The 14,604-nt window shown below is 67.7% G+C and carries 13 protein-coding genes and 2 tRNA genes; 7 read left to right on the top strand and 8 right to left on the bottom strand.

Annotation, left to right across the window (positions count from 1 at the left end):
- The 4 genes from clpX to tig form a co-directional block, all read right to left on the bottom strand.
- Complete coding sequence (clpX, locus tag ACYVOM_RS19480; protein ID WP_460304834.1) at positions 1–1,272, bottom strand: ATP-dependent Clp protease ATP-binding subunit ClpX; 1,272 nt, start codon at positions 1,270–1,272, stop codon at positions 1–3.
- 175 nt (positions 1,273–1,447) lie between these two features.
- Entirely contained in the window at positions 1,448–2,116 is a 669-nt protein-coding gene (locus tag ACYVOM_RS19475) for an ATP-dependent Clp protease proteolytic subunit (RefSeq protein WP_460304833.1), read from the bottom strand.
- 2 nt (positions 2,117–2,118) lie between these two features.
- Positions 2,119–2,691, bottom strand: coding sequence for a ClpP family protease (locus ACYVOM_RS19470; RefSeq protein WP_460304868.1), 573 nt, complete (start codon positions 2,689–2,691; stop codon positions 2,119–2,121).
- A gap of 319 nt (positions 2,692–3,010) precedes the next feature.
- Positions 3,011–4,459, bottom strand: coding sequence for a trigger factor (gene tig / locus ACYVOM_RS19465; protein ID WP_460304832.1), 1,449 nt, complete (start codon positions 4,457–4,459; stop codon positions 3,011–3,013).
- Positions 4,460–4,746: 287 nt separating this feature from the next.
- Between tig and ACYVOM_RS19460 the strand changes: the two genes are divergently transcribed.
- A tRNA-Pro gene (locus tag ACYVOM_RS19460) sits at positions 4,747–4,820 on the top strand.
- A gap of 54 nt (positions 4,821–4,874) precedes the next feature.
- On the opposite strand, the gene ACYVOM_RS19455 is transcribed toward ACYVOM_RS19460, so the two are convergent.
- Positions 4,875–6,254 carry an MFS transporter gene (locus tag ACYVOM_RS19455; RefSeq protein ID WP_460304831.1) on the bottom strand — a complete coding sequence of 460 codons (1,380 nt, stop codon included), beginning with the start codon at positions 6,252–6,254 and terminating at the stop codon, positions 4,875–4,877.
- A gap of 373 nt (positions 6,255–6,627) precedes the next feature.
- On the opposite strand from ACYVOM_RS19455, the gene ACYVOM_RS19450 reads away from it, so the two are divergent.
- Together ACYVOM_RS19450 and ACYVOM_RS19445 are read left to right on the top strand one after the other, a co-directional pair.
- A complete protein-coding gene (locus ACYVOM_RS19450; RefSeq protein ID WP_460304830.1) occupies positions 6,628–7,104 on the top strand; it encodes a cation:proton antiporter regulatory subunit in 477 nt (158 codons plus the stop codon).
- A 7-nt stretch (positions 7,105–7,111) separates the two neighbouring features.
- Positions 7,112–8,326 carry a cation:proton antiporter gene (locus ACYVOM_RS19445; RefSeq protein WP_460304829.1) on the top strand — a complete coding sequence of 405 codons (1,215 nt, stop codon included), beginning with the start codon at positions 7,112–7,114 and terminating at the stop codon, positions 8,324–8,326.
- Here ACYVOM_RS19445 and ACYVOM_RS19440 read toward each other — a convergent pair.
- Positions 8,280–9,218 (bottom strand): hypothetical protein, encoded by a 939-nt coding sequence (locus ACYVOM_RS19440; protein WP_460304828.1) that lies wholly within the window; start codon positions 9,216–9,218, stop codon positions 8,280–8,282. The two genes, ACYVOM_RS19445 and ACYVOM_RS19440, sit on opposite strands and share 47 nt — an antisense overlap.
- A 303-nt stretch (positions 9,219–9,521) precedes the next feature.
- Here ACYVOM_RS19440 and ACYVOM_RS19435 point away from each other — a divergent pair.
- Positions 9,522–9,595, top strand: a tRNA-Gly gene (locus ACYVOM_RS19435).
- A 414-nt stretch (positions 9,596–10,009) separates the two neighbouring features.
- Here the strand turns inward: ACYVOM_RS19435 and ACYVOM_RS19430 are convergent.
- Positions 10,010–10,429, bottom strand: coding sequence for a hypothetical protein (locus ACYVOM_RS19430; RefSeq protein ID WP_460304827.1), 420 nt, complete (start codon positions 10,427–10,429; stop codon positions 10,010–10,012).
- A 500-nt stretch (positions 10,430–10,929) separates the two neighbouring features.
- On the opposite strand from ACYVOM_RS19430, the gene ACYVOM_RS19425 reads away from it, so the two are divergent.
- The 3 genes from ACYVOM_RS19425 (at position 10,930) to cutA (ending at position 13,171) form a co-directional block, all read left to right on the top strand.
- A complete protein-coding gene (locus tag ACYVOM_RS19425) occupies positions 10,930–11,907 on the top strand; it encodes an NAD-dependent epimerase/dehydratase family protein (protein WP_460304826.1) in 978 nt (325 codons plus the stop codon).
- A gap of 96 nt (positions 11,908–12,003) precedes the next feature.
- Positions 12,004–12,648 (top strand): hypothetical protein, encoded by a 645-nt coding sequence (locus ACYVOM_RS19420; RefSeq protein WP_460304825.1) that lies wholly within the window; start codon positions 12,004–12,006, stop codon positions 12,646–12,648.
- A 187-nt stretch (positions 12,649–12,835) separates the two neighbouring features.
- Complete coding sequence (gene cutA / locus ACYVOM_RS19415) at positions 12,836–13,171, top strand: divalent-cation tolerance protein CutA (protein ID WP_319816576.1); 336 nt, start codon at positions 12,836–12,838, stop codon at positions 13,169–13,171.
- Here the strand turns inward: cutA and ACYVOM_RS19410 are convergent.
- Positions 13,134–14,468, bottom strand: coding sequence for an XRE family transcriptional regulator (locus ACYVOM_RS19410; protein WP_460304824.1), 1,335 nt, complete (start codon positions 14,466–14,468; stop codon positions 13,134–13,136). The genes cutA and ACYVOM_RS19410 overlap by 38 nt on opposite strands.
- Positions 14,469–14,604 lie beyond the last annotated feature (136 nt).

The raw sequence follows: 14,604 nt of genomic DNA, 5'->3' as shown, positions 1-14,604 counted from the left end.
TCAGGCGCTCTTCTCGCGCGGCTCGCGCTTGGCGCGCTCGCGCGGGACCAGCGTCGGGTTGACGTGCTCCAGCACCGACTCGCGGTTGATGATGACCTGGGCGACGTCCTGACGCGACGGCACCTCGTACATCACCGAGAGCAGCACCTCCTCCAGGATCGCCCGCAGGCCCCGGGCCCCGGTGCCGCGCAGGATCGCCTGGTCCGCGACGGCCTCAAGGGCGTCGTCGGTGAACTCCAGCTCCACCCCGTCCAGCTCGAACAGGCGCCGGTACTGCTTGATCAGCGCGTTCTTCGGCTCGGTCAGGATGTTGATCAGCGCCTCGCGGTCGAGGTTGTGGGCGCTGGTGATGATCGGCAGGCGTCCCACGAACTCGGGGATCATGCCGAACTTCAGCAGGTCCTCGGGCATGACCTCGGAGAACACGTCGCTGTTCTTGGCGAAGTCGACCTTCGAGCGGATCACCGCGCCGAAGCCCATGCCCTGCTTGCCGACCCGGCCCTCGATGATCTTCTCCAGGCCGGAGAAAGCGCCACCGCAGATGAACAGCACGTTGGTGGTGTCGATCTGGATGAACTCCTGATGCGGGTGCTTGCGCCCGCCCTGCGGCGGCACCGAGGCGGTGGTGCCCTCCAGGATCTTCAGCAGGGCCTGCTGCACGCCCTCGCCCGAGACATCACGCGTGATCGACGGGTTCTCGCTCTTGCGGGCGATCTTGTCGACCTCGTCGATGTAGATGATGCCGGTCTCGGCCTTCTTGACGTCGTAGTCCGCGGCCTGGATCAGCTTCAGCAGGATGTTCTCGACGTCCTCGCCGACATAGCCGGCCTCGGTCAGGGCCGTGGCGTCCGCGATCGCGAACGGCACGTTGAGCAGCTTGGCGAGCGTCTGCGCGAGCAGCGTCTTGCCGGATCCGGTCGGGCCGAGAAGCAGGATGTTCGACTTGGCCAGCTCGACCCCGTCGTCCCGGGACTCGCCGGACTGGATCCGCTTGTAGTGGTTGTAGACCGCGACGCTCAGCGCCTTCTTGGCCTTCTCCTGCCCGATGACGTAGCCGTCGAGGAACTCGTAGATCTCACGCGGCTTGGGCAGGCTGTCCCACTTGAGGTCGGAGCTCTCCGAGAGCTCCTCCTCGATGATCTCGTTGCAGAGATCGATGCACTCGTCGCAGATGTACACACCCGGGCCCGCGATGAGCTTCTTGACCTGCTTCTGGGATTTGCCGCAGAAGGAACACTTCAGCAGGTCGCCACCGTCACCGATGCGTGCCACCCGGTTGTCTCCTTTACATGGGGCCGCCTGGGGTCCCGGTGAGCCGCGGGCCTTTCGGCCACGGCCCTCGGGGAGAGAGGCTGCTTCGACGGTACCGTCTCCGGGGCGCCGGGACACATCCCCGACTCCGGGGCGGTGACCACGAAGCCGGGGGGTTCCCGAACTTAGCGCCGTCTTACGAAGACACTACCTCCACTCGACGCTTCTTGCTGACGAAGACGTCGTCGATCAGACCGTAGGCCTTGGCCTCGTCCGCGGTGAGGATCTTGTCGCGCTCGATGTCGCCGCGGACCTCTTCGACGGACTTGCCGCTGTGACGGGCGAGGATGGTCTCCAGCTGCTCGCGGATCCGCATGATCTCGCGCGCCTGGATCTCGATGTCCGAGCCCTGGCCGTAGGTGCCCTCGGTGGCCGGCTGGTGGATGAGGATCCGCGAGTGCGGCAGAGCCGCCCGCTTGCCCTCGGTGCCCGCCGCGAGCAGCACGGCGGCCGCGGAGGCGGCCTGGCCGATGCAGACGGTCTGGATGTCCGGCTTGACGAACTGCATCGTGTCGTAGATGGCCGTCATCGCCGTGAACGAGCCGCCGGGCGAGTTGATGTAGATGCTGATGTCCCGGTCCGGGTCGATGGACTCGAGGGTCAGCAGCTGCGCCATGACGTCGTTGGCGGAGGCGTCGTCGATCTGCACCCCGAGGAAGATGATGCGCTCCTCGAAGAGCTTGTTGTACGGGTTCATCTCCTTGACGCCGTACGCGGTGCGCTCGACGAAGGAGGGGATGATGTACCGGCTGTCGACCGGCTGCACGCCGCCTGCGCGGATGTCCATCTGACGATACCTCTCCATCATCAAGAGACCGGGCCCTCGGAGGGAACCTCGTTGGCGCTGGTGATCACGTGGTCCACCAGGCCGTAGGCGCGAGCCTCGTCGGCGGTGAACCAGCGGTCGCGGTCGGAGTCGGTGGTGATCTGCTCGACGGTCTGACCGGTGTGGAAGGCGATCCGCTCGGCGAGCGTGCTCTTCACGTAGAGCATCTGCTCGGCCTGGATCTTGATGTCCGAGGCCGTGCCGCCGATGCCGCCCGACGGCTGGTGCATCATGATGCGCGCGTGCGGGAGGGCGTAGCGCTTGCCCGGGGTGCCCGCGCACAGCAGGAACTGGCCCATGGACGCCGCGAGGCCCATGCCGACCGTCACGATGTCGTTGGGCACGTACTCCATGATGTCGTAGAGCGCCATGCCGGCGGTCACCGAGCCACCCGGAGAGTTGATGTAGAGCGTGATGTCACGCTTTCCGTCCTCGGCCGACAGCAGCAGCAGCTCGGCGCACAGACGGTTGGCGATGTCATCGTCGACCTGCTGGCCCAGCACCACGATCCGCTTGCGCAGGAGCTGCTGGTGCAGCGCCTCCTGCGCCATCATCGCGGGCACCCCGCCCTCGCGGGCGACGATACCGCCCTCGCGGGCGACGACCGGCTCGTGGAAAGTCGGAGGCTTGCTCACCCTGTTCCTCCGTAGGTGTCTAGCGTTCAGTCCCTGAACATTCGGATGCTTGGACACTAACGCGCCCCGCAGGGGGGCCACGCCATACGGGCGTCCTTTTCGCTGGCGGCGTATCCACGCCTCTTTTACCGTCCGTGTGTTTAGCCATGGGAGCGGCTGAACATCGACGGGCCCACCAATACGGACGCCCCGTGCTCCATTAGCGGAACACGGGGCGGGCGGTGAAGATTCCGGCCTTTTACTGCTCGGCGGCCTTGCCCTCGGTGGACTCGGCGGCTTCAGCCGACTCGGTGGACTCCGCGGCCTCGGCGGCGGGGGCCTCGGCGGCGTCGGCCTCAGCGGCCTCCTCCTGCTCCGGCTCGCCGTTGATCTCGCGGCGCAGCTGCTCGATGTCGAGCTCGTTGCCGGCCGAGTCGGTGATCTTGACGTGCTCGACCACGAGGTTCAGCGCCTTGGAGCGCAGCACCTCGGCGACCAGCGCCGGGATCTGGTTGTTCTCGGTCAGGAACTGCGCGAGCTGCTGCGGCGGCAGGCCCATCTGCATGGCCTGGCTCACCACGTACTCGCTGAGCTCCTCGTTCTCGACGCCCAGCTCCTCGTTCACGGCGAGCTGGTCGAGGATGAAGCCGCCCCGGACCGCCTTGGCCGCGGCCTCGGCGAGCTCGGCCTCGAACTCCTCGGCGGTCTTGCCCTCTTCCTCGAGGTAGGCCTCACGGGTCATGCCGGAGAAGCCGAGCTGCTGGTCGAGCTGCTCGTTGCGGCGCTGCAGCTCGGTGCCGACCACGGACTCGGGGACCGGGATCTCGACCTGCTCCAGCAGGGCCTCCAGCGCGTTGTCGCGCGCCTCGGAGATCTGGTTCAGCTTCTTCTGCCGCTCAAGGCGCTTGCGGACGTCGTCCTTCAGCTCCTCGATCGTGTCGAACTCCGAGGCGAGCTGCGCGAACTCGTCGTCGGCCTCGGGCAGCTCCTTGACCTTCACCGAGGAGACGGTGACGGTGACGTCCGCCTCCTCGCCGGCCCGGGAGCCCGCGACGAGGGTCGACTTGAAGGTGGCGGACTCGCCCGCGGACAGACCGGTGACGGCTTCGTTCAAACCGTCGATGGCGCCCTCGGAGCCCACCTCGTAGGTGAAGCCCTTGGTCGCGGCGTCCTCGACGTCCTCGCCGTCGACGGCGGCCGACAGGTCGATGGTGACGCTGTCCTTCTCGGCGGCGGCGCGCTCGGCGACGGTCAGGGTGGCGAAGCGGTCACGCAGGTTGTCGAGGGTCTGCGCGATCTCCTCGTCGGTGACCACGGCCTCCTCGACGGTGACGGGCAGGCCGTCGTAGGCGGGGACCTCGAAGCTCGGGCGGATGTCGACCTCGGCGGTGAACTCCAGCTCCTTGCCGTCGTCCAGACGGGTCACCTCGACCTCGGGCTGGCTGAGGACGAAGAGTTCCTTCTCCTCGATCGCCGCGCCGTACAGGCCGGGCAGAGCGTCGTTCACGGCCTCCTGGAGGACGGCGCCGCGACCGACGTACTGGTCGATCAGGGCGGCCGGGGCCTTGCCAGGACGGAAGCCCTTGAGCCGCACCTGCTTGGCGAGCTCCTTGTAAGCCTTGTCGAGGCTCGGCTTGAGCTCTTCGAACGGAACTTCGATGGTGAGCTTCACCCGGGTCGGGGTCAGCTCCTCGACAGCGGTCTTCACTGGGGCAGGTCTCCTTGAATCCGGCGGATGCACACGGCTCGGCGCGCCGGGGGCCGTGCTCGACGAGCCCCGCGCGGCGCGAGCGGCCGCCGGTCTCACTCGATAGATTCGGGCGGCAACACATGCCTATGCGGCGTCAAGTCTAGAGGGTGGACACCACCGCACGTAACAGGGAGGTGGTGGCCCCCGCCCGGCTCCGCAGGTCGCCTGGCGCGCGGAGCTTATTGGCCCACCGAACGGCGCACAAGACGGCTAGACTGACGTCTGCTGCCCGAAACGGGCGGCGGCGGGCTGTAGCGCAGCTTGGAAGCGCACTGCCTTTGGGTGGCAGGGGTCGTCGGTTCAAATCCGTCCAGCCCGACGTTAAGGCCCCCGGACCGCAGGGTCCGGGGGCCTTGTCGCGTCCTGCGGGGTGTCAGACGCCCGCGTCGGCGAGGCTGCGGCCCTCCGCGCCGGTCCTGCGCAGGTAAGCCGCCCAGGTGAGGATCACGCAGACGGTGTAGAAGCCCGCGAGGACCAGCAGCGCCGGGACCACCGACTTGGCCTCGGTCAGGGAGATCCGGAAGGTCTGCTGGATCAGGACGCCGCCCAGCGCGCCGACCGCCGAGGAGATCCCGATCGCGGCGGCGGCCTTGCGGCGGGCCAGCGCGACCGCCGACTCGACGGCGCTCGCGTCCTGCCCGTCGACCTTCTCCAGCGCCTTCTTGCGGAAGATCGCCGGGATCATCTTGTAGGTCGAGCCGTTGCCGATGCCCGTCGTGGCGAAGACCAGCAGGAAGGCCGCGAGGAACAGCCCCCAGCTGCCCTCGTTGACCGCGAACCAGACCGCGGCGATGCCGCACGCCATGACGAGGAAGTTGAAGAACGTCACCCGGGAGCCGCCGAGCCTGTCGGCGAGCAGGCCGCCGATCGGGCGGGCCACCGAGCCGACGAGCGCGCCCAGCCAGATGTAGTGTGACGCCTGCACCTCGGGGAACTGGTTCTTGATCAGCACGCCGAAGGAGAAGGAGTAGCCGATGAAGGAGCCGAAGGTGCCGATGTAGAGGATCGACATGATGATCGTGTGCGGCTCGCGGGAGATCCGGCCCATCTCCCCGATCGTGTAGGCGCTGGTCGCCGTCCGCAGGTTGTTCATGAAGAAGTAGGCGCCGGCGGCGGCCACGAGGACCAGCGGCATCCACACCCAGCCGACCGCGACGAGGCCGAACGCGACGATCAGCGGCGGCATCGTCAGCTGGGTGACGCTGGTGCCGATGTTGCCGCCCGCGGCGTTGAGGCCGAGCGGCAGACCCTGCTTGTGGCTCGGGTAGTAGTGCGTGATGTTCGACATCGACGACGCGAAGTTGCCGCCGCCGAGGCCCGTCGTCGCCGCGATGAGCAGCAGCGCCCAGAAGGGGATGTCCGGGTTGCTGATCGCGTAGACGAACAGCGCGCAGGGGATCAGCAGGAGCGTCGCGCTGATGATCGTGAAGTTCCGGCCGCCGAACCTGGCCGGGCCGAACGTGTAGGGGACCCGCATGAAGGCGCCGACGAGGTTCGGGATGGTCGTCAGCCAGAGCTGCTGGCCGACGTCCAGGGTCACGCCGATCGTGCCGAGGTTGATGACGGCGATGCTCCAGAGCAGCCAGACGCAGAAGCCCAGGTGCTCGGTCACGATCGACCAGGCGAGGTTGCGGCGCGCGACGGCCTTGCCCGTGGTGTTCCAGAAGACCTCGTCGTCGGGCGCCCAGTGCTCGATCCAACGCCCGCCGGCGGTAGGCGCCGCCTCGGGCCTCTGTGCGGTCAGAGCGGACATGCCCTGCCTCCCTGCTGCTCGGATGGGGGTGACCCGGATGTTCCGGTACAGGTCAGAACGGTAGGTAGCCTGCAGAAGCCCGCTGTTGCCGGAACGTCAAACCCCGATTACCTGTCGCGCACACCCCGCTCCTCGGCGATGTCAACTCCTCGGGTCGGCCGCGATCCGATCGTGCGTGGGGCTTAACCGTCCCGTTACACGGGTGTGAAGCGATGGCTGTGAAAGCCGTGCAGGGTGGTTGCGGACGCTCCGGAACCCTGCGCGGGGGCGGCGTGATTCGGGACGGGGGCGCTTTGTCCTCTGGCCGATCTTGCGCCAATCTAACCTTTCAGCTCTGCGAACGACCGAGCAGAACCCCGCGAGGAGAGGCGAAGTGGACGTAGAACAGACAGCGCTGCCCGGCATCGGGCTGCGCCACGAGTTCACCACCCAGGCAGGCCGCCGGATCGGCGTCGTGTCCTACCGGACCGGAAGGCGCGACCTCGTCGTCTACGACCCGCAGGACCCCGACCGGGTGTGCGAGACGGTGAAGCTGAACGACGAGGAGGCCGACGCGCTCGTCGAACTGCTCGGCGCGCCCAGGATCGTCGCCCGCCTCAACGCCCTGCACCGCGAGGTCGAGGGACTCGTCAGCCTCCAGGTCCCGGTGTCCGCCCAGTGGGCCGGCCGGGCCATGGGCGACGCCCAGGTGCGCACGCAGACCGGAGCGTCCATTGTGGCCATCGTCCGGTCGGGCCAGGTGAACGCCTCGCCCGCCCCGGACTTCGTCTTCGCCGCGCAGGACGTCGTGGTCGTCGTCGGCAGCCCGGAGAGCACCGAGGCCGCCGGACACGTCCTGGCCGGCGGATAGGAGCGGCGTGCACGAAATCGCAATACTCTTCCTCGAACTCGGAGCGGTGATCCTGGGACTCGGGATCATCGGCTCGTTCGCCCTCCGGGCGGGCATCTCCCCCATCCCCCTGTACCTCCTCGCGGGCCTGTGCTTCGGGCACGGCGGCTTCGTGCCGCTGGCCACCAGCGAGGAGTTCATCCACACGGCGTCGGAGATCGGCGTCATCCTCCTGCTGCTCACCCTGGGCCTGGAGTACAACGCCGACGAACTGCTCACCAGCCTCAAGGGCAACGCCCGCGGCGGCATCGTCGACCTCGTGCTCAACGCGGCGCCCGGCGCGATCGTCGCGCTGCTGCTCGGCTGGGGCTGGGTCGCGGCCGTCGCCATGGCCGGCGTCACCTACGCGACGTCTTCGGGCATCACCGCGAAGGTGCTCTCCGACCTCGGCTGGATCGGTAACCGCGAAACCCCCGTGGTGCTGTCGCTGCTGGTCTTCGAAGACCTCACGATGGCCCTGTACCTGCCGATCCTCACCGCGATCCTCGCGGGCGTCTCCTTCGCCACCGGCGCGGTGACCGTCGCGATCGCGCTCGGCACCGTCTCGGTCGTGCTCGTGGTGTCGCTGAAGTTCGGCAAGTACATCGAGGCGTTCGTGCGGAGCCCGAACTCCGAGGTGCTGCTGCTCAAGGTGTTCGGGCTGACGCTGCTCGTCGCGGGCATCGCCCAGCAGCTCCAGGTGTCGGCGGCGGTCGGCGCGTTCCTCGTCGGGATCGCCCTTTCCGGCGAACTCGCACACGAGGCGCAGGCCCTGCTGGCGCCGCTGCGCGATCTGTTCGCCGCGGTGTTCTTCGTCTTCTTCGGCCTGAACACCGACCCGGCGACGATCCTTCCGGTGGCCGGCATCGCGATCGCGCTGGCGTTCGTCAGCATCATCACCAAGCTGCTCACCGGGCACTACGCGGCCAAGCGGGCCGGGATCGGCAGGGCCGGACGTGCCCGCGCCGGTGTCGCGCTCGTCCCGCGAGGCGAGTTCAACATCGTCATCGCGGGCCTCGCCGTCGCCGCGGGGGCGCACCCTGACCTCGGCCCGCTCGCCGCGGGCTACGTCCTGATCCTCGCGGCCTTCGGACCGCTCGCGGCCAAGATGCTCCAGCCGCTCATCACCGCCGTGGCCGACCACCCGGAGGAGAAGCTCATCGCGATCTTCCGGATGCGACGGAGTTCCGCCCAGGAGCGGTGACGCCCGCGCCACGCGGCCCCGCCTGCTCGGGCGGGGCCGCGGCGCGCCGCCCCTCGTGCCGGGGCAGCAGCAGCACCGTGTACAGCGCGAGCAGCATCCCGCCCGCCAGCAGGCCGAACCACACAGGATCACCCGGCCACGGCTCGCCGAACAGCAGCGTCGCGCACACCACGAGGTGGAGCTTGCCGACGACGTTCATCACCGCGACGACGATGAGCAGCCTCCGCTCCTGGAGGCCGATGTGCAGCAGGCCCAGCCCGAGCGCGCCGGACAGGACGAACAGATACGGGTACGGGGTGGCCAACAGGGTGGGTAGATCGTCCGGGATGTAGGGGATCATCCCGATGCCCATGACCTCGGCGGTGCCCAGCAGGACTCCCGCGCCGATCCCGTAGGCGACCCCGGTCGTCCGCCGCGTGTGCCGCCCCTCGACCTTGCGGTCGCGCATGCAGAACAGCCACAGCGGCACCAGGATCGACACCAGCACCGCGAGCGTGAACGACCACGCCGCAGGGCTCGGCGGCGCCGACGCCCCGCGCGAGGCGAGCGGCCCGAAGCCCTGGGAGACCGGCAGCGCGAGCAGCGCCAGCGTCCCCGCGAGAAGCGCGAGCACCCGCCCTTCCCGCCCGCTGACCCTCTCGCCGAACCCGGACACGCCCACGACGAGCAGCAGCACGAGCCCGCACACGTAAGTGGGCAGCAGCACCGCCACGGGCGAGGTGTCGACGGCGAACGCCGCCACCACCGTCCCGCTCAGCACCGTCACCAGGCCGACCAGCCACGGCAGGCTCGTCACCAACCGCGCAGCCGCCTGGAACGGCCGCCGCGCCGTCAGCGGCGGCAGATCGCCACCGGTCGCCTTGAAGATCGAGAACCCGATCAGGTAGATCACATGAGCACCACACGCCAACAGCACAGCTTGCACGGTTCCTCCGATGGGGGTGGTTCAGGAGGTCCAGAAGTAGCCACATGCTCACACACCCCACCGACAGAACTGCACGCACCCACCCCAAGCCCTCCCCCGCTTTTTCATCACCCCCCGACAATCAACCCGCCCGCAACCCCCCAGTCAGCCCCCGAGTCCACCCCCAACAACGAACGCACCGGTAGCCCCCACCAGCAAAGACCCCTCCGCTTACCACCCAACCACCAACACCCTGTACTCTGTCCCGGTACGCCTCCACGGGCGCACAACGCGGATGTAGCTCAATGGTAGAGCCCTAGTCTTCCAAACTAGCTACGCGGGTTCGATTCCCGTCATCCGCTCCAACGTTGTCCCAGCTCAGAGCCATGATCACAATAAGTGACCACTGGCTCCAAGATCATTTGTCACTGATCTGTCACTGAGACCCGCCACCACAGCCGGTCACCACCCATCACAAACGGGTATGGGTCGGCGTCGGCGGGACACAGGATTCTCCGAGCGCACGGCAAAAAAATCTTGGGCCCACAGACTGTTTGTCCAGCCTGCCCTCCACCCGCCCCGCCGCGCCGTAGCCCTCGCAGGGGACGATGACAACCCGCGATCGCCACCCGCCAACTCGTCGCCACCTCCGGGTTTCAGCTCCTGGAATAGGTGGCGAGGACAAACCGGGCTGACGGCAACCCTGGCATCCCACGTTGTTGCGCCCCTCTGATGAGGCCGATTCGGACATTCCCGATTCCGACCCCGCGCGGCCGCCCTCACCTCTCCCGGATGCGCCGCCACCACCAGCCCGCCTGCGCCACCCACGCGCTATGCGGACCGGGATCGGGCAGTGTTCGGCGCTCGAACTCCTCAAAAATCGGCACCACCTGCCGTTGGAGATCCTTCCTCGCTTCCGGCGGAAGGCACCGCAGCGCCTCATTGAGGACTTCGAGCTGGTCCTCGATCTCCAACCCCGGTTCGTGGACCTCGGAAGCCGCGAGGAAGCGACCGCTCCGCTCCAGGATGGCTCTTGAGCGCAGCAGGGCATCAGCGACCGCGCCACGCCACAGGTGATCGGCCTCGAGACGGCGGATCGCGGCGCGGGTCGCCTCCGAGACACCTCGGATCGTGCTCGTCTGATCATGCCAGGCGAACAATGGCACATGCAGCAGGTCTTTTGGGTGCCTACGCGGCATGGCCCTTTCTGATCGTCATTCCGCCATGATGCCAGATTCGGGTGGGCTGGCGGCCGACTGCTTCCGGACCGGCGAGCGGCCAGATAGCTCCAGAGATCCCAGGCCGCCGCCGGCGCATCTCACACCTAGCCACCAAGCCGAGGGGCTGCGACGATCACGAAATCTGGGCCAGATCCGTGTTGCGACCCCTCCAAGGGGCGATGAGGGCTTGCGGAGCACGACGATGACCGTCATGACCTTGGCGTGTGTCCTCATCGCTGACGTTCTCGGGGAGGTGCGCGGTGATGGTCCTCATCTCTACGTGGGCCGCAGCTATGCGCCAAGAGCGAGAGCTGCACCAAAGATCTTGTCTGGCATCGGGCAGGTCAGCTTGGCTATGCGCAGTTGAAGCGGCACCACCTTCCTTGACCACCGCAGCAAGATCATCTAGCTGGAAGAGTGGGTCGGTTTCTCCGAGATCTCCCATCGCACGGAGCACGCATCCCGGTGACAATGGGTTCATGCGCGTTCTGGTGATCGGTGGGACTTGGTTCCTCGGGCGCGCCGTGGTCGAGGAGCTTCTCAGTCGGGGGCATCCGGTCTGGACTTTCAACCGCGGTGTGACGGACGAAGACGTGCGTGGGGTCACCGCGATCAGAGGAGATCGCGCTGTGCGGGCGGATCTTGAAAAAGCCGCGGGCGCGGGGCCGTTCGATCTTGTCGTTGATCCGTCCGGCTATCTGCCGGAGGAGGTGCGGCTGGTCGCCGATGTGTTCGGGGCTGTATCGCCGCGGCTTCTCTTTGTCTCGACGGTCGATGCGTATGACGGGTGGCCGGAGTACCCGGTGTCGGAGTCGTCGCCGCTTCACTCTCCTGTCGCCGATGTCGAGAACTCTCCCTACGGGCATCGGAAGGCGGCATGTGAGTTGCTGCTGAGGCAGGTGTGGCCGGGTGACTTGTTGGTCGTTCGGCCGGGGGTGATCCTTGGGCCGAGGGAGCCGAAGGGCAGGTTGCCGTGGTGGTTGAGGCGTGTTGCGCGCGGTGGATCGGTCTTGGGGCCTGGGGATCCTGAGCGGCCCATCCAGCCGGTCGACGTGGACGATGTCGCGGCGTTCGTGGTGAGGCTGGCGGAGTCCTCGTGGGCGGGGGCCGTCAATGTGGCGGCTCCTCCTGGGCACACCACGATGGGACGGTTGCTCGCGGCGTGCGCGCACAGGACCGGGGGCGACGTTGACTTCCGCTGGGTCGCGGATGAGGCGCTCGTGGCGGCCGGGGTGCGGGACTGGACGGAGCTGCCGATGTGGCGTCCTGCCGCCGGCACGTGGCAGGTGAGCGTGGATTTGGCCCTGTCGCTCGGCCTTCGGCTGCGTCCGGTCGAGGAGACCGTGCGGCGCACGTGGGAGTGGCTGCGGGCCGGAGGTGAGGTCGCGGCGCATTGGCGTACGGCAGAACACGGAATCGACCCGGTGAAGGAGGCGGCGCTCATTCCCCGCTGGTGAGGCCGCGGCGGACCGGTGGGGCGTCGAGTGCGCGTCCCGCTGGAGCCTGGACGAATTCACGGATGCTCGGCCGCCGTCGGACCGGACGGACAGACCGTGCTCGCGCTCGGGGACAAGGCCGCTGGCAAGACGACGACCGCGTTCCTCCTCTCCCGCTCCAAAGGCTGGTCGCTCCTGGCGAACGACCGGGTCTTCGTCCGCCCCGATGCGCAGGGGCGGATCCAGGTGCTGCCCTGGCCGTCGGCCGCGGCCATCGGGTTCGGGCTGCTGGAGGCGTGCGGCTGGTACGAGGCCGTCCGTGAGCGGGCACGACGCGGCGAGCAGATGCACCCGACACAGAAGCAGCAGGTCACCGACGCCCTCATCGCCGGAAGCCGCACCCCTCTCCGCAAGCCCAACGGACACGAACTCAAGCCCCAGTTCTGGCCCGACCAACTCCGCGACTGGCTCGGCCTGCCGCTCGCCACCACCGGAACGGCCAGCCACATCCTCTTCCCCACCGTCCAACCTCACACAGCACCCGCAAGGCTCAAAGGAGCCCGCGACATCGACACCGCCGACATGTTCACCGCAGCAGGAGACGACCGCTACCCCGACGTCTTCGGCCTCACCCCGACCGACCTCGCCCCCGCCGAAGACCTCCTCAAACCCCTCAACGCCCTCGACCGCCACACCGTCCTCCTCGGCCACGACGTCGACGACAACCAGGCCTTCCTCCAGGACCTGGTTTCACAAGAATGATCTTCGCCCACTCCGAGCGAGAGAGTGCCGTTGTTCGGGATCAAGCCGGAGGCTTCGCCGCCGCCGACTGCCCCCTCACTCCGCTTAGGGCGTGGAGCATGGGCGCCGATCCCTCAACGGCGGACAGAAGGAGCAGCCAAGTTCTTCTCTGAGAAGGCGCGCCCTCTCACGGCATACGCTCAAGTGCATGGCAGAGCAGCTTGAGATCCATGTGACGGCAGGCGACCGGGCGGAGGCCGAGCGGATCGTGGAGGCCGCCGTCACCAGCAGGGCGGCTGCGGGCGCGCAGATCAGCGGACCGATCTCATCCACCTACTGGTGGCAGGGCAAGATCGAGCGGAGCGAGGAATTCCTCGTTCTCATGAAGACGTCGAAGGCACGGCTGGACGATCTCGTGCGCATCGTGAAAGAGGCGCACTCCTACGACACACCGGAGATCGTCGCGGTGCCGATCGAAGGCGGTCTCGCCGACTACCTCGGCTGGATCAGTGAAGAGACAGCTGCTCGCCCTGAGGCCGGCTAGCCGCGTAGTCCGAGCGGAAGTCCCGGGCCGCCTGCTCAGGGGACGATGCGAACTCCGCGAAGACCGTGTCCAGGCGTTCCCAGCCGAGCGGTGCGTTCAGCTCCGCGGTGGCGGCGAAGGCCGACCTCGCGCACTCCACCGCCTCGTTGACATCCCCGAGCCTGTAGCGCGCGAGAGCCAGCTCCGCGTTGACGACGCAGAGCTTCTTCACCTCGGTCTCCGGACCGAGGTAGAGCTCGATCTCGTCGACGGCTCTGACGATCTCGTCTTCGTCGCGAAGCCGGGAGTGGACGGTCAGCCGCATCGAGGCGAACCGGCCCGGGTCCAGGAAGCACGTCCACGGACGGGCCGAAACGTCGGCAGCCGCATACGCCGCCTCGGCGGCCTGAATCGCGGGCTTCGCGGTGCCCGTGTCCTTGAGCTTCGCTGACTCCTCCGCCAGGCGGCCGAGCAACCACGCTCGGGTGGCTGGGTCGGCTGACGTGCTCAAGCCGGCGAGGGCGGTCTGCAAGGAGCCGATGGATTTGATCGTGTCACCGCCGGTCATGAAGGACCGGTATCCGCTCATGCACGCCGCGATCTCGGGATCTGAAGCGTGCCGTGCCGCTATCGTCGCCAGCCGCGAGTGCGAGACCGCTGGCTGCCGGTCGCCTTGCTCCCACGCGAACCACGCGGCCAGGACCGCGCTTTCCCCCGCTACGACGGCCAGGCGGCGCCGGTTCTCGTCGGACAAGCCGCTCTCCAACAGCACGGTCACCTCTTTGAGGTGTTCAAGGACCGCAGGGTAAAGCGCCTTCGCCGGACGATGCTCCTCCAAGCGATGAAGTCCCCGAGTCCTGTCCTCCAAGTGCGCGATCGTCGTCTCGTCAGGCTTGTGCGTCCCCGAGAGAGCCCGAACGAGACGATCGACCGGATCAAGCGACAATCCGGCAGCCGTGGTTCCCGCGAGCTGGAGCAGAGTCCTTCGATCCACTCTCTGATTCAGCCTCCCTACGATCCAGGCCAGCGTGAGGCAGTCGTCCGAGACTTCGGGGGCTGCTGCGGCCGGGCCCGAAAGCTCCGCCGACCACACGCGCCGGTACAGCTCTTCATAGACCGGACCAGGGCGATGAGATCCACTCTCGTGATAGCGAATCTCCCGGACGATCGAAGCCCTGCTCGGCAGAGATGCCCGGGTTTTCGGATCCGCGGCCTGTTCCAACCGCCGGGCGAGCTCGTTCTGGGTCCAGCACAGACGGCGGCGCTTCGCTCGGATGCTCTCCGCCCACAGTTCTTCCCCGAACGCATTCTCGCTCATACCGGCTCACCTTGGGCTCGGACGGACAACGGTCTCCGCTGATCTCCTGCGATCCCACTCAGTCTCCTCCTGACAGCACCGCGTCGCAGCTTGTTCGCTTTAGGTGTCTATCGAGGCGCAAGCCGAGAAACAGTCC

This window comes from Actinocorallia aurea, from assembly GCF_054783995.1.
This window is presented reverse-complemented; position numbering and strand designations above follow the sequence as displayed.

Excerpts from the sequence above, each read along its gene's own strand:
- ACYVOM_RS19475 (WP_460304833.1), bottom strand. The coding sequence starts at position 2,116 with ATGGAGAGGTATCGTCAGATGGACATCCGCGCAGGCGGCGTGCAGCCG.
- ACYVOM_RS19470 (WP_460304868.1), bottom strand. The coding sequence starts at position 2,691 with ATGATGGCGCAGGAGGCGCTGCACCAGCAGCTCCTGCGCAAGCGGATC.
- ACYVOM_RS19455 (WP_460304831.1), bottom strand. The coding sequence starts at position 6,254 with ATGTCCGCTCTGACCGCACAGAGGCCCGAGGCGGCGCCTACCGCCGGC.
- ACYVOM_RS19430 (WP_460304827.1), bottom strand. The coding sequence starts at position 10,429 with ATGCCGCGTAGGCACCCAAAAGACCTGCTGCATGTGCCATTGTTCGCC.
- ACYVOM_RS19425 (WP_460304826.1), top strand. The coding sequence starts at position 10,930 with ATGCGCGTTCTGGTGATCGGTGGGACTTGGTTCCTCGGGCGCGCCGTG.
- cutA (WP_319816576.1), top strand. The coding sequence starts at position 12,836 with ATGGCAGAGCAGCTTGAGATCCATGTGACGGCAGGCGACCGGGCGGAG.
- ACYVOM_RS19410 (WP_460304824.1), bottom strand. The coding sequence starts at position 14,468 with ATGAGCGAGAATGCGTTCGGGGAAGAACTGTGGGCGGAGAGCATCCGA.